This window comes from Phenylobacterium sp. (genome assembly GCF_965229015.1).
GTDB lineage: Bacteria > Pseudomonadota > Alphaproteobacteria > Caulobacterales > Caulobacteraceae > Phenylobacterium.
Genome location: NZ_CBDDIM010000002.1, coordinates 638,592 through 651,325, shown reverse-complemented (window position 1 = coordinate 651,325; position 12,734 = coordinate 638,592). Strand labels below are relative to the sequence as shown.

16 protein-coding genes and 1 pseudogene are annotated in these 12,734 nt (G+C 68.6%); 1 reads left to right on the top strand and 16 read right to left on the bottom strand.

Going from position 1 to position 12,734, the window contains the following annotated elements:
• Positions 1–15 precede the first annotated feature (15 nt).
• From ACO06I_RS19485 to groES, 14 genes and pseudogenes are all read right to left on the bottom strand, one after another.
• Positions 16–1,755 (bottom strand): relaxase/mobilization nuclease domain-containing protein, encoded by a 1,740-nt coding sequence (locus ACO06I_RS19485; RefSeq protein WP_421935105.1) that lies wholly within the window; start codon positions 1,753–1,755, stop codon positions 16–18.
• Positions 1,756–2,005: 250 nt separating this feature from the next.
• Positions 2,006–2,623: a lytic transglycosylase domain-containing protein gene (locus ACO06I_RS19480; RefSeq protein WP_421934279.1), complete on the bottom strand. Its 618-nt coding sequence runs from the start codon at positions 2,621–2,623 to the stop codon at positions 2,006–2,008.
• Positions 2,624–2,760: 137 nt separating this feature from the next.
• Positions 2,761–3,102 carry a DUF736 domain-containing protein gene (locus ACO06I_RS19475; protein WP_421934278.1) on the bottom strand — a complete coding sequence of 114 codons (342 nt, stop codon included), beginning with the start codon at positions 3,100–3,102 and terminating at the stop codon, positions 2,761–2,763.
• 35 nt (positions 3,103–3,137) lie between these two features.
• The gene (locus tag ACO06I_RS19470; protein ID WP_421934277.1) at positions 3,138–3,689 is read right to left on the bottom strand and encodes a S26 family signal peptidase; all 552 of its coding nucleotides are present in this window, start codon (positions 3,687–3,689) and stop codon (positions 3,138–3,140) included.
• The gene (locus ACO06I_RS19465) at positions 3,686–4,150 is read right to left on the bottom strand and encodes a DUF2840 domain-containing protein (protein ID WP_421934276.1); all 465 of its coding nucleotides are present in this window, start codon (positions 4,148–4,150) and stop codon (positions 3,686–3,688) included. The genes ACO06I_RS19470 and ACO06I_RS19465 overlap by 4 nt, the downstream gene beginning before the upstream one ends.
• Before the next feature lie 227 nt (positions 4,151–4,377).
• Positions 4,378–5,196, bottom strand: a pseudogene (locus tag ACO06I_RS19460) (replication initiator protein A); the annotation flags it as partial.
• A 17-nt stretch (positions 5,197–5,213) separates the two neighbouring features.
• Complete coding sequence (locus ACO06I_RS19455) at positions 5,214–5,495, bottom strand: helix-turn-helix transcriptional regulator (protein ID WP_421934275.1); 282 nt, start codon at positions 5,493–5,495, stop codon at positions 5,214–5,216.
• 146 nt (positions 5,496–5,641) lie between these two features.
• Entirely contained in the window at positions 5,642–6,181 is a 540-nt protein-coding gene (locus ACO06I_RS19450; RefSeq protein WP_421934274.1) for a DUF2285 domain-containing protein, read from the bottom strand.
• Positions 6,087–6,413 (bottom strand): transcriptional regulator domain-containing protein, encoded by a 327-nt coding sequence (locus ACO06I_RS19445; protein ID WP_421934273.1) that lies wholly within the window; start codon positions 6,411–6,413, stop codon positions 6,087–6,089. Before ACO06I_RS19445 ends, ACO06I_RS19450 begins: the two co-directional genes overlap by 95 nt.
• Positions 6,414–6,533: 120 nt before the next feature.
• Positions 6,534–6,791, bottom strand: coding sequence for a DNA -binding domain-containing protein (locus ACO06I_RS19440; RefSeq protein WP_421934272.1), 258 nt, complete (start codon positions 6,789–6,791; stop codon positions 6,534–6,536).
• Positions 6,792–6,982: 191 nt separating this feature from the next.
• On the bottom strand, positions 6,983–7,306 hold the full coding sequence (locus tag ACO06I_RS19435) for a DUF736 domain-containing protein (RefSeq protein WP_421934271.1): 324 nt from the start codon (positions 7,304–7,306) through the stop codon (positions 6,983–6,985).
• A 973-nt stretch (positions 7,307–8,279) separates the two neighbouring features.
• Positions 8,280–8,528 (bottom strand): zinc-finger domain-containing protein, encoded by a 249-nt coding sequence (locus ACO06I_RS19430; RefSeq protein WP_421934270.1) that lies wholly within the window; start codon positions 8,526–8,528, stop codon positions 8,280–8,282.
• Between the two features lie 173 nt (positions 8,529–8,701).
• Entirely contained in the window at positions 8,702–10,339 is a 1,638-nt protein-coding gene (gene groL, locus ACO06I_RS19425) for a chaperonin GroEL (protein WP_421934269.1), read from the bottom strand.
• 51 nt (positions 10,340–10,390) lie between these two features.
• Positions 10,391–10,705 carry a co-chaperone GroES gene (groES, locus tag ACO06I_RS19420; RefSeq protein WP_421934268.1) on the bottom strand — a complete coding sequence of 105 codons (315 nt, stop codon included), beginning with the start codon at positions 10,703–10,705 and terminating at the stop codon, positions 10,391–10,393.
• A 105-nt stretch (positions 10,706–10,810) separates the two neighbouring features.
• Between groES and ACO06I_RS19415 the strand changes: the two genes are divergently transcribed.
• Complete coding sequence (locus ACO06I_RS19415) at positions 10,811–11,065, top strand: hypothetical protein (RefSeq protein WP_421934267.1); 255 nt, start codon at positions 10,811–10,813, stop codon at positions 11,063–11,065.
• Between the two features lie 32 nt (positions 11,066–11,097).
• On the opposite strand, the gene ACO06I_RS19410 is transcribed toward ACO06I_RS19415, so the two are convergent.
• The gene (locus tag ACO06I_RS19410; RefSeq protein ID WP_421934266.1) at positions 11,098–11,592 is read right to left on the bottom strand and encodes a hypothetical protein; all 495 of its coding nucleotides are present in this window, start codon (positions 11,590–11,592) and stop codon (positions 11,098–11,100) included.
• A 121-nt stretch (positions 11,593–11,713) separates the two neighbouring features.
• Positions 11,714–12,649, bottom strand: coding sequence for a DUF2493 domain-containing protein (locus ACO06I_RS19405; protein ID WP_421934265.1), 936 nt, complete (start codon positions 12,647–12,649; stop codon positions 11,714–11,716).
• Positions 12,650–12,734: the final 85 nt, after the last annotated feature.

Below are 12,734 nucleotides of genomic sequence, written 5' to 3'. Positions count from 1 at the left end.
TTTCCCCTGCCCCGCTCAAAGCCCTAGGCCGCGGCGGCGGCCGAAACTCCAATCGATGCCGCCACCGGGCGTCATCGATCCCGAGACATGACGCCCCAGATGGGCCTCGAGCGCTGGCCGCCAGGGCACGAGCTGGAAGCCCAATCCGTCGTCGATCATCGCGAAGCGGCCCGAGGCCAGGTCCAGGCGCCGACGATAGGTTCCCGCTACGAATTCACCCGGCGCAGACGGGCGGTGCGCAAGGCCGGTGTCGTCGGCGAGGTTGGTGGCGACGGCGCCGAGTTCACGGGTCCGCAGGGCGCTCAGGAGATCGCGAGCGAAGACCACCTGCCCACCCTGACGCCGCGCCAGCCCCTGGTCGATCAGATGCTCGGTGCGACGCTGGAGGGCGTCGCGAACATCGGCCCCGAATCCCCCACCTGTCTCGACGGGCTCGCGGGCGACGAGCTGGCGATCCAGCCAGGTGGCGCCGGGCGCCTGGACCTGCGCCTCCAACGGCAGGTCGGATCGCACGGCGAGCGCCTGGCGGGAGCGGCCCTGGGCGTCCTCCCAGGACCGGAGCTCCACGATCGCGCCGGGCTTTGCATCGCCGGTCATCTCAAGATCGCCGAAGCGCAGATGGTGACTGCGGCCGTCGACGCCCTCGATCACGGCGTAGGCGCTGCCGGCCAGCTCGTCATGCAGGCCGCGCTCGACCAGCCGGCCCAGGACCGGATCGCGCACATCCTCATCGTGCACCGCGAACCCGGCCGGATCGGCCGTCCGCCCCGCCTGCCCCATCGCCCGATGCAGGGTCTTGATGATGTCGCCACGGATCGACAGATCGCGCAGGGTTTCCTCCAACCCGGGCTTGAGGCTCCAGCGCGCCACGCCCGCCGGATCGGCCAGTCCCAGGCGCTCGAGGGTCATGGCGCGACCGACCATCAGGCGGCGCAGTTCGGGATCGGGGGCGGGCATGTGCGGCCGCAGATCGACCAGGCCGCCGCCCGCATCGGCCGCGGCCTGCAGCGCGCGGTCGAGGCCCGTCCACCGCTCGGCCGCGACATCGCGTTGAAGCGCCGCTTCGATCTCTCGCTCGCTGCGCGGACCCAGCTCGAGGGTGACGCGCTCCTCGGCGCGGGCGCGCAAGCCCCGGCTGATGTAGTCGCGGCCGATCACCAGGTCCTCATCGCCGTCGGCCCGGCCGCGGACCAGGACATGGACGTGGGGATTGTCGGTGTTCCAATGATCCACCGCCACCCAGTCGAGCCTTGTGCCGAGGTCCCGCTCGGCGTCCTCCATCAGCTCGCGGGTGAAGGCGCGCAGGTCGGCCATGTCGCCGGCGTCCTCGGGCGAGACGATGAACCGGAAATGGTGGCGGTCGCCCTCGCACCGCTCGGCGAACCCCGCGACGTCGGCTTGCTCGGCGCCGATGTCGAACATGTGCGCCCGCTGTCCGTCGCGGGTGACGCCTTCGCGTTCGAGGTAGCCGATGTGGCGGGCCAGGGGCGCGGCGCGGAACCGTGACCCGGCATGGCGCACGATCCTGGCCTTGACCACCACGCGCCGCGCCCTCGCCCGCAAGCCCCGGCGCAGGGCCGCCCCGCGTCCCCGCCCGAAGCGCGAACCGCCGCCGGTGCGTTTGGGCGGACCCACGCCCCGGCCGCCGGCCTTCATCGTCGCGCGCTTGACCTGACCCACGAAGCTCTCGACGCGACGCCCCCCGTCACGTCCCCGTCCCGGCCGAATCCGAAAGTCATCATCGGAGTCGTTCACCGGATGATGCTCGCGAGCCGATGGCGCGGCGACGGCGCTAGAATCATTGAAAGATTTGATGAATTGCCCGGGAACGCCAGCAGGCCATTTGAGGCGATGGCGCTGAAAACCCAATCCCACCAAGGCCCAGAGCACCCGCCGACGGCGGTGCTTTTATCTCGCAATCGAGCCTTCGCTTTCGATGCGCCCGACACAATCCCACGCCGGAGTTCGCCGGAAGCCGAAGACGCTCGCCGCCGGACCATCACGGTCATGGCGCCGTCGTTTGATGAGAACGGCGGACGAAAATACCAGCGTGGTCCACGGCCTGGACGGAGCGATGAGCGTCGGATCGGGCGGAGGAAGGACGGTCCAATGGTGGATCGGCGGCATCTCGACCGGTGTCGGCGACGGTCGAGAGGTCCGCAAATAGCGCCGATCGGGTCCAGGCGGTGAGGTCGACACGCTGGAGAATGACGCCCCGGCCGCGCATCAGGCCCACGACCGGCGCCAGCTTGGCGAGGTAGGCGCGCGTCTCGGACGGCAAGGGCCTGCCCGTCGTCAGGGCGTCCTCGTAGCGCCCTGGTCCTGCGTTGTAGGCTGCGAGGAATCCGGGCGCACCATAACGGTCGTGGAGTTCGCGCAGGTACGCCGCGCCGGCGAGGATGTTGTCGCGGGGATCATAGGGATCGCCGCCAAATCCGTATCGAATGCGCAGGTCGGCCCAGGTCGCCGGCATCAGTTGCATCAGTCCCATGGCGCCGGCGGAGGAGACGGCGCGCGGATCGCCGGCGCTCTCTGCGCGCATCACGGCCTCGATCCAGGCCTCGGGAAGACCGAACCGCCGCGCCGCCTCGGCGACATGCGCGGCGATCCCGTCGCGCGGCATCGGAGTATCAAACGTCGAACCTGCCGGCGCCGCCAAGGGGGTCGCAGGACCCGCCAGGAGCACAGCGAGCGCGATCCAGGCGAGCCGGCGACGCATGACTTCCGCGCGCCGCCGCCGAGACGACGAGCCCGGAGCCATCAGCCCTGGTCCCGTCCTTGCCACCGCGGGGACCGGGTCCAGTGCAGATGGAAAACGCCGTCGTCGGCGTCGGATCGGAACAGATTGGCGCGGATCGGCTGCGCGAAGGTGGGATCGTCGAGCACCAGCGAGATGTAGGCCCCGGCCTTCTCGCCGGTATGGTTCCAGCCTGCACCGACCTCGCCGCCATCGTCGCCCGCGCGCAAGATCCGATAGTCCGGCACCTTGCCGCCGCCGGCGGGGCTGGCCGGGACGAGGAGGAGGTCGACCTCGGTTGTGAGCAGATGCAGCCGGCCGGCAAAGCCGTCAGCGGTGCGGGTGAAGGTTCCGATACGCGCCATGGGGATCTCCATCTGGCTGGGGTGAGAAGGCGGATTCAGCGCCGGCGCTCGGCCGACGGGCTGCGGTCGTCGGGCCCTGGCAAGACCCAGAGCGGCTGCGCGCGGCCGACAACGGAGGTGGCGGCCAAGGCGCCGAAGTAGCGCCCGTCGAGGCTGTCCCGCCGCGCCGGGTTCATCAGGAAGACCTCGCCCCGCGCGATCGTCCGGCAGCCCCACCAGACCGGCAGGTCCCGTCCCCAGCGGTCATGCCGGCGCGCGTCGGCGGCCACGGCGCCGTCGATCATGATGGCGCTCCCGACACGGCAGACGCGCTGCCCGGGAAGCGCCGCCACCGGCTTGATCAGCGGCACGCCGAGAGGGAGGTAGCCGCGCTCGGCAAGGAAGGCGGCCAACCGCCCGGAAGGCCTGGCCACGACAAGATCGCCGCGGCGCAACGGGTCGGCCCGGCTTACCCGGTAGAGGCCCATCGGCGCGCTCGCCGTGATGTTCCAGACGAGCATCGGCGGCGGATCTCGCCACAGGGTGACGCCCGTGGCCGTCACCGCTAGCGCCGCGGCCATGAGCGGCAGCCAGGCGCGCGAGGTCACTGCAGCCTCCGACGCAGAAGCCAGGCCCGATGGCGCTCACGCGTATAGGGCCGCGGCGCCTCGCGCGCGGCGAGCCGGTCATGGACGTGGCGCCAGTGGTCTGGCGCCACGTCGCAAGGATCGACGCCGCCCCGTTCGATGGCGTCGATGGCCTTGAGCGCGCGTTCGGTGTGGGTCCAGCCGAAGGTGCGCAGGAGGATGTCCGCGCCGGGCGCCACGCAGGGCACGGTGCAATAGGCCTCGCCGGGCGAGACGGCGCGCAGCACGTCGAGCCGTGAGACGGCCGTGCCATAGTCGTTGGCCGCCCAGCGGACGAAGGCGAAGATGCTGTTGGGCGCGAAGCCGACGACACGCCGGCGGCGGTCAAGCATCTCTTCGTGGACGACGCGGCCGAAGCGGATCCAGCGCTCGACACGCTTCTCGACCCAGAGCAGGTGGACCACGGTCAGGTCGGCGCTCATGGCGCGTCCCCGCCGAGCGAACGATCAGACCGAAGCCCGTCTACAATAGGAGAGTTAGACTCTCGGTTAGAGTCCAAGTTAGCGGTGCGGCTTTCCCCGTCCGGCCAAGGGCTTGGCGGCGGGGCGTGCGCCTGATCTCCCGATAGGCCTGCGCCCGATGTCCCGACACCTGTTGCGCCTGATGTCACGACCCGAGTCACAGGTCCGTCCACAGGCGTGGAGGGATCGAGCGGCGTGATCCGCAGGCGCTCGCGACCGGGTAAGCGCTCAAGGGTGAGCCGGTAACCCGGCAGCGGCTGGCGCGCGGCGATGCGGCGGAGATCCAGCGCGAAGTCGGACGGCCGCGCGAGACTGCCGGACTTGGCGTGCAGGTGGGCGATGTCGAAGACCCAGCCACCCCTCTGGCGGCCGGCGTGCTTACGCGCGACGCGGTAGAGCCAGCGCTCGATGCCGCCGGTCAGGCGGAAGTAGGCCGGGTCGATGGCCAGGACGAGGGAGCGGTCGACGACGCCGCGGTAGAACCAGTCGGGCAGGATGAACTCCATGCCCTCGACCCGGCCCGACCGCGTCGCCAGCTCCTCCCACTCGTTGATCCAGGAGAACTGTTGGCGCCGCCAATGCTCGCCCTGGCGGATTGAGGTGGCGATCACGGTCGATTGCAGGCGCTGGAGCGCGCTCTTGAGCAGACGGTACTCGGTCGCCCCGGTCGCCCGGCCGACGGCCGTCAGCAATTGGTAGGGCGTGAAGCGCAGCAGGCGGGAGGTTCGAAAGCCCCGGTTCTCGGCCTCGACGATCTGCGAGGCCGCCCAGATCAACACGTCGGCGTCCCAGATGGTCGCCATCCCGTGCTCGGGCAGGCCGTGGACCTGCACCTCGACGTCGCCGGCCTTGTAGAGGATCGGCCGTGTGCGGTGTGACTTGGACAAGGAAAAGAACGGCCGCTCCATCAGATCGCGCTGATCGCGCGGGCTGGCGTCGCCCGCGGCCACGACGAACGGATCGAGCCGTTCGCGTTCGCTGGGCGGGAAGGTGGAACGCTTTGTCATCGTCGGCGCCGCCCGTCTCAACGCCGGCCGGCGCTGAGGTCGCCGTCAGGGCGGGCGAAGCGCTTGGCCGGCAGGACGGTTCCGACGCCCGGATCGGAGGTCGAGATCTTGGCCCCGCGGTCGGCCCAGGCCTGCAGATCCTCGACCGCATAGACCACCCGGCCGCCCAGTTTGCGGTAGGCCGGACCGGTGCCGTAGGTGCGATGTTTTTCGAGGGTGCGATGCGACAGGCTGAGATAGCGCGCGGCCTCGGGGGTGCGCAGGAACCGCGGCGAAGCACCAGGCGGTGTGGCGGACATGATCGAGCCTCCCTGTCGTCCCCGCGCTCCGCCGGATGGCGTCGGGGGTCTGGGGACACGGTGGCGGGGTCTGCCCATGGCGAGGGAGTGCGAAGATTCCGCTGCGAAACCGCACCCGGGGCCGCCTCGCCCCCGGAAGGTCGGCGTCAGCGAGAGAGGCGGTGCGGACGAAGGAGGGTGCGATAGCCGCCACGCACCATGGCCAGGCCGTCGCGAACCAGCCGCATCGTGGCGTCCCTCAGGGCGGAGATCCTCCAGGCCTCGGCCGCGACGCGCTCGGCGCCATAGAGCGCTTGGGCGATCTCACGATGGGCGGCGCCGCAAGCGCGTCCATCGACGGCGCGCAGCATTTGCTTCATGCGCCGCCGTTTCTGGGCCGTGAGCGGATCGTCCGCGGCCGCACCGGCCTGCAGGCTGCGCCAGAGGCGGGTGGCCGCGGCGAGTCGTGCGGGAAGGTCGGCGTCCAGGGGGATGACCACGGCGAGCGGCTGATCGGGGGCCGCAGCCGCGAGGAGCGCCACATGGATCGCGGAGACGCCGTCGCCCAGAACCAGGCCCCGTCCAGGCGCGTCGGTCCGCGTGCGGTCGTCGTCAGCCGCCGCCAATACGCCGGCAGGGACCCCGGCCGTCGAGGGCGAGGGGGTCAGGAGCACCGTCGCCAGGTCGGCTTCCGGCGTCCAGAACACCGGCTGCGCCGTGGTGTTGAGCGCCGGGTGAACCGCGAAATCGCAACCCCCAGCGCAGGCGAAGACGCTTGGTCGCCTGCTCGACGCCGGTGGCGCGCCCGCCGATCTGCGCATAGTCGCGCTGGTACTCGGGGTTGCGGCGCAGGTATTCCCAGGCGAGGTCGGACGCGATGAGGTCGTCGAGATAGTCGTACTCGGCCGAGGATCGCCACCGGGACGCGTCGGGCGACATGGACTGCTCCGCGTTCGGATCGCCTCCAGGGCGAGCGCCCTTACGATTTGCGACGGACGTGCCGGGCGGGAAGTCGTGGAAAGGGCGCCGGTCGATGTCGCCCCGGCATCGCCCGGCGACCTAGCCGGGAGCTTGGCGAAGCAGGTCGCGGTAGCCGTGCTCGGTCATCCAGCGCGCGCGACCGAGGTGGCTGTCATGGACCCGCCGAGCGCGATCCGGATCGTCCGCGATGTCGAGACCGAAGATCACCGAGACGGCTTCGCGCCAGTCGGCGCCGTCGTCGGCCGCGTCGAGCAGGCGCAGGTAAGTCCTCAGGTGGGCGCGATCATAATCCGTGAGGGACGGCTGCTGCGGCGGTTCGTCTAGAAAGTCGGTCACGGGTCTTCCTCCCTAGGCGCCTCCACCGATCATGCCTTCAGTTTAGCGGCCTTTGCCGGCGTCGGGATGGGCGTCACGCGACATCGCGGAGATGCGCGGGCGGCATCGCCCGGCAATCATGCGCGGCGGCTGAACCGCCGCCACCGATCGGCTTGGCCCCGCTCGGGCGGGAGCGGGGCCGGCCGGCGGGCTTAGTCGCCGCTGGTCTTGCGCGGGCGCGACCAGATCAGGGTGTAGGCTTCACTGTCCTCGTCATCGAAGAGGTTGGCGAAGATCGGGGCGGTGAAGCTCGGATCGTCCAGCTTGACCGAGAGGTAGTCGCGGCCTTCGCTGGAAGTCTTGGCCCAGGCGGCGCCGATCTCGGCCCGGCCCACATAGATCCGATGGCTGGGGGCGTTGTCGCCCGAGCGGTTGGCTTCGGGGACGAAGCGGACGCCCTTGGCCTGGACGCTGAGGGTGACGATCTCACCCTGATACTCGTTGCCGGCCTTCTTGAAGGTGCCGATGGTCGCCATTGTCGTGCTCCTTGGTTCCTGTTCTCGGGCTCGCGCCTGTCGCGGGCTCGATGGCGATCCCAAGGCCGGAGGCGATCGGCGCCGCACTTGGCGCAGCCAAGCCGGAGCGCAGCGGAGGATGACGTTGGACGAGTTTCTTGGTCCGCGAGGAATGGCCGCAGGCCAGGGGAAGAAAGTTGCCCGACGGCGTTGCGGCTGAGGCGATCGAGGCGCAGCCGGCCTTCGGCCAGATCAGGCCATTGAGAGGCCGCGCGGGCCGCAAGCGACCGGACAGGCATCAAAGCGCTCCGACCTCAGGCAACCATCCACCTCTACGGAGGAGGCCGGCAATGCGTTTCAGGATCCGATCTCGTGCTCGTCGCGGATGGGCGCAGAGCTTGTGCAAACGGTCAAATCCGAACCTCGGACGAAAGACCTCCCCGGGGCACGGATGATGTGGGCCGGACCGAAATCGGCGCCTGAGCGGCGAGGCGCCACCGCAGGACGATCACCACTTCGGCCGAGTCCGAAGACCCGCACACGAGCCCGCCGCCATCTCATCAGGGGCAAGGACCCCGGCCAGCTTCCTGTCGGCGCGGGCGTATGGCCGGCGTAGGTCGAAACGGCCTGCGCAGCGCCTTCGTGGAAGCAGTCACCGATCTGGGCGCCTGTGGCCACGTACGCCGGGCGCCCACAGCCAAATAGGCTGGCGCCCAAGGACACACAAATTGGTCACGCTCTGCGCCAGTCAACTGGACGCCTGGCACTCTGAGCACTGGAGTTCCATCAGTGTCCGTTTTTCCGTCCGGAAATCAAACTGTCCGGAAACTCGTCATCTAGGTAGGGGATCCGGACAAGCGTTCACCTGTCCGCCTGGTTATCGTTTCCCGGACACGCCGGAGTCGGCTTTCGAGCCATATCGGGCGGTCGCCCCCTCGACGAGATGCCCCTGACGAGCCTTTGCCCGAGGTTTTCGGGCAACAAGCCTTCCTCCTCATTTTCCTAAGTCGTCAATGAAGGAACTGCCCGGCGGGTCGGCTTCACGCGGACCGAGGCGGGGATCATAGCGGAACACGGTCGCGCAATAGGGACAGAGGATCGTGTCCGCCGCGCCCATATCAAGATGGATGTGCGGATGGTCTTGGGGTGCGGAAGCGCCGGCGCACTTGAACGCCTTGACCCCGATTCGGATCTCCGGGACGCCCTGGTCGTTCTTGAATTTCACACAATCGTTACGGGCCATCGCACCTGGCCAACTCGTTCTCGATGATGGCGATCTCAATGGCCGCCCTTGCCGCGATGATTTCCGTCGGTGGTCTCTTCTTCAATCTCGCCCGGCGCGATCCTGCCGAGTCAGAAACTCATGGATGCGGCCAGGAGCCACGCCGCCAATGATATGGGGAGCGGAGGCCGTACCTAGAAGCCCATGTCGCCCATGCCACCGTCCGACATCTGCGGCGCGCCCGAGCCCTTCTTGGGAGCTTCGGCCACCGCCGCTTCCGTGGTGATCAGCAGGCCGGCCACCGAGGCTGCGTCCTGCAGGGCGGTGCGGACCACCTTGGTCGGGTCGATCACGCCCGCCTGGACCATGTCCGCGTACTCTTCGGTCTGGGCGTTGAAGCCGAAGGTGGCCGAGGCGTGCTCCAGCACCTTGCTGACGACGATCGAGCCTTCCACGCCAGCGTTCTCGGAGATTTGGCGGATCGGAGCTTGAAGCGCGCGCCGCACGATGGCGACGCCCGCGTCCTGATCGGGGTTGAGACCCTTGAAGCCGTCCAGGGCCCTGGAGGCCTTGAGCAGGGCGACGCCGCCGCCCGGTACAACGCCTTCCTCGACCGCCGCCCGGGTGGCGTTGAGGGCGTCATCGACGCGGTCCTTGCGTTCCCTCACCTCGACCTCGGTTGAGCCGCCGACCTTGATGACCGCAACGCCGCCGGCCAGCTTGGCCAGGCGTTCCTGCAGCTTTTCCTTGTCGTAGTCGGAGGTGGTGTCTTCAATCTGGGCCTTGAGCTGAACGATGCGGCCCGCAATCGCCGCCTTGTCGCCCGCACCGTCGATCACGGTGGTGTCGTCCTTGGTGACGGTGACCTTCTTGGCCCTGCCGAGCATGTCGAGGGTGACATTCTCCAGCTTGATGCCGAGGTCCGCGGAGATGACCTGGCCGCCAGCGACGATGGCGAGGTCTTCCAGCATGGCCTTGCGACGATCGCCGAAGCCCGGAGCCTTGACGGCCGCGACCTTGAGACCGCCGCGCAGTTTGTTGACCACCAGGGTGGCCAGGGCTTCGCCGTCGACGTCCTCGGCGATGATCAGCAGCGGACGGGCGCTCTGGACCACGGCTTCGAGCAGAGGCAGCAGCGGCTGGAGCGATGACAGGCGCTTTTCGAACAGCAGGATCAGGGGCTCTTCGAGGTCGACCTCCATCTTGTCGGCGTTGGTGATGAAGTACGGCGACAGGTAGCCGCGGTCGAACTGCATGCCCTCGACCACTTCGAGTTCGGTCTCCAGGGTCTTGGCTTCCTCGATGGTGATGACGCCGTCGTTGCCGACCCGCGCCATGGCCTTGGCGATCATGGCGCCGATTTCCTCGTCGCCATTGGCGGAGATTGTGCCCACCTGGGCGATCTCGTCATTGGTGGTCACCTTGCGGGAGGAGGCCTTGATGCTCTCCACCACCGCGACCACGGCCTTGTCGACGCCGCGCTTCAGGTCCATCGGGTTCATGCCGGCCGCCACCGACTTGAGGCCTTCCACGACGATGGCCTGGGCCAGGACCGTGGCGGTGGTGGTGCCGTCGCCGGCCTTGTCGCTGGTCTTGGAGGCGACCTCGCGGATCATCTGGGCGCCGAGGTTCTCGAACTTGTCTTCAAGTTCGATCTCCTTGGCGACGGTGACGCCGTCCTTGGTCGAGCGCGGGGCGCCGTAGGATTTCTCGATCATCACGTTGCGGCCCCTGGGCCCCAGGGTGACCTTCACGGCGTTGGCGAGGATGTTGACGCCGCGCAGCATGCGGTCGCGCGCGTCGGAGGAGAAGTGAACCTGTTTGGCGGCCATCTGCCTGGTCTTTCGAAGAAGCTAGGGGCTGAAAGGGGTCTGGGGAGCCGCCTAGGCGGCCTTGGCCTGGGCGGGGACGGGCTCGATGAGGCCGAGGATGTCGGACTCCTTCATGATCAGGAGGTCCTCACCGTCGATCTTCACTTCGCTGCCGGACCACTTGCCGAAAAGAATGCGGTCGCCGGCCTTCACATCCATGGGGACGCGCTTGCCATCCTCGTCGCGAGCGCCCGGGCCGACGGCGACGACCTCGCCTTCCTGCGGCTTCTCCTTGGCGGTGTCAGGAATGATGATCCCGCCCTTGGTCTTTGCTTCTTCTTCGACGCGTTTGATGACAACGCGGTCGCCAAGCGGACGAAACGCCATGTTCAAGTCTCCTGGTCGGGCGGGGCTCGCGCATTTTGCAGCCAGTTTGGCACTCGGACACAGAGAGTGCCAATCACGCCCTAGCGATGACATGGTGGCCGCGGAATGCAAGATATTCAGCGCTCGACTGAAGAAAAACAGCCTCCCAATTCAGCCTCTATCGACCCCTCCAAGCTTTCTGGTGCAGCTTTCAAGTGCCAGGAAAACACCGAAAACCCGACGATCTGGCTGCAGTACTTTTCCCGCCGGCAGGCAAATCACCGAAGCAGCGACGATGATTTGCCCATCTCTGGCGCCCTGAAGACGCCGAGCGCGGGCGGGCGACCAGAAAACCCGCCGGTGCGTTTCGGATCGGGCTGAGTTCCCGTCTCATTGACGTCTTGTCCGTCAAATCACGGCCGGCGGACACCGTGTGGGGCGCGGAGCGTGACCACTTTGCGTGTCCTTGGGCGCCCAGGCCGCATCTGTTCGCGGACGGGGCCATCTGACAAGGCGGCCAGCCGCACCCACGCCGTGGCGCCGACGATGATCGCGCCCACGACGGCGAAGGCCTGCCGCCAGGGCTCGGCCGGAACGGTGAGCGCTGCGAGGCCGTGGGTTGCGTGATAGCCGGCGACCGCGGCCGGGATGGCGAACACCAGGGCCACGGCGACCCGCGCCAGCGGCGGCCGCACCGTCGCGAACACCACCTGCCCAGCGACCAGCGTGGCGGCGCCCGCGAGGATGCCGACAAGGATCGCGCCGAATAGGCCGGTGCCAGTGCCGTGGGCGTAGAGGCCAGCCGATAAGCCGGCCAAGAGCGGCAGGGCGTAGATCGCCAGGCTGAACAGCAGCCAGCAGACGGCCGCCAGGCCGACGATCATGAGGATGAGGCCGATGGCGATCATGGTGATGGTCTCCGTGACAAGGGTCGAACGGGCGCGCCTCCACCACCACCACGGCGCGCGCGAACTATAGCCGATCGTCGTCCTTCCTGGAATCGCGGGCGGGGGTGAGCGGGCTGGGCGCTCACGCGCCGCCCTCGCCGAACCGCCAGACGGGGATGCCCATCATCTTGGCCTTGTCAGCCAGGTTGGCGTTGATGCCGGTGCCGGGGAAGGCCAGGACCCCGATCGGCAGGACCTCGAGCATCTTGTCGTTGCGCTTGAACGGGGCGGCCTTGGCGTGGCGCGTCCAGTCGGGCTTGAAAGCGATGTGGGTGACCTTGCGGGCCTCGGCCCAGCAGGCGGCGATGCGTTCGGCGCCGGTCGGCGTGCCGCCATGCAGCAGCACCATGTCGGGATGTTTGGCGCGGACCTTGTCGAGCGCGTCCCAGATGCGGGCGTGATCGTTGTAGGCCGCGCCGCCCGTGAAGGCGATCTTCGGACCTGCCGGCAACAGAGCCACGGTGTCGGCGCGGCGCTTGGCGGCGAGATAGTCCCGGCTGTCGATCATCGCGGCGGTCAGGGCACGGTGGTTGACCTTCGAGCCTGAGCGCGTCGACCAAGGCGAACCCGTGTGGATCTGGAACTGATCGGCCGCCTGATCGCGGTAGAGTTCCAGGCCGTCGCGGCGTTCCATGAGGACCAGACCGTCCGCCAGCAGGCGTTCCAGTTCGACCGATCGGACCTCGGAGCCGTCCTGTTCGCGCTGGCTGCGTTTCTGGGCGGCCTCATTGTCGTCAAGTCGTCGCTGCACCCGATCGGCGGCGCGGTGGAAGAGGTTGACCGCCGACCAGAGCAGTTCCTGCAGATCGGGTTCGAGGCAGGTGTCGGCGAGGGTGGAGACCAGGGCGTCGAAGATGTCGGCCACGGCGCCGGCGATCGCATTGGCCTCAGGCGACGGCCGCGAGTCTGGCGCGTCGTCGAGGGGCCGGTAGCCGTAGAGGGCGAGGTCGTCGATCAGGTGGGCGGTGGAAGACGCGGCGTGCTCGGGTTCGTCGTCGAGGAAGGGATCGGTCGTCATGATGTCAGGCCTTTGTCGGATCGGCCGCGCCCATCGCGGACTTCGTGGCGATCCTCTGGAGGCGAGCGGACCGGCCCCGCACCGG

Excerpts from the sequence above, each read along its gene's own strand:
- ACO06I_RS19480 (WP_421934279.1), bottom strand. The coding sequence starts at position 2,623 with ATGCCGCGCGACGGGATCGCCGCGCATGTCGCCGAGGCGGCGCGGCGG.
- ACO06I_RS19475 (WP_421934278.1), bottom strand. The coding sequence starts at position 3,102 with ATGGCGCGTATCGGAACCTTCACCCGCACCGCTGACGGCTTTGCCGGC.
- ACO06I_RS19465 (WP_421934276.1), bottom strand. The coding sequence starts at position 4,150 with ATGAGCGCCGACCTGACCGTGGTCCACCTGCTCTGGGTCGAGAAGCGT.
- ACO06I_RS19455 (WP_421934275.1), bottom strand. The coding sequence starts at position 5,495 with ATGTCCGCCACACCGCCTGGTGCTTCGCCGCGGTTCCTGCGCACCCCC.
- ACO06I_RS19445 (WP_421934273.1), bottom strand. The coding sequence starts at position 6,413 with ATGTCGCCCGACGCGTCCCGGTGGCGATCCTCGGCCGAGTACGACTAT.
- ACO06I_RS19435 (WP_421934271.1), bottom strand. The coding sequence starts at position 7,306 with ATGGCGACCATCGGCACCTTCAAGAAGGCCGGCAACGAGTATCAGGGT.
- ACO06I_RS19430 (WP_421934270.1), bottom strand. The coding sequence starts at position 8,528 with ATGGCCCGTAACGATTGTGTGAAATTCAAGAACGACCAGGGCGTCCCG.
- groL (WP_421934269.1), bottom strand. The coding sequence starts at position 10,339 with ATGGCCGCCAAACAGGTTCACTTCTCCTCCGACGCGCGCGACCGCATG.
- groES (WP_421934268.1), bottom strand. The coding sequence starts at position 10,705 with ATGGCGTTTCGTCCGCTTGGCGACCGCGTTGTCATCAAACGCGTCGAA.
- ACO06I_RS19415 (WP_421934267.1), top strand. The coding sequence starts at position 10,811 with ATGCAAGATATTCAGCGCTCGACTGAAGAAAAACAGCCTCCCAATTCA.
- ACO06I_RS19410 (WP_421934266.1), bottom strand. The coding sequence starts at position 11,592 with ATGATCGCCATCGGCCTCATCCTCATGATCGTCGGCCTGGCGGCCGTC.
- ACO06I_RS19405 (WP_421934265.1), bottom strand. The coding sequence starts at position 12,649 with ATGACGACCGATCCCTTCCTCGACGACGAACCCGAGCACGCCGCGTCT.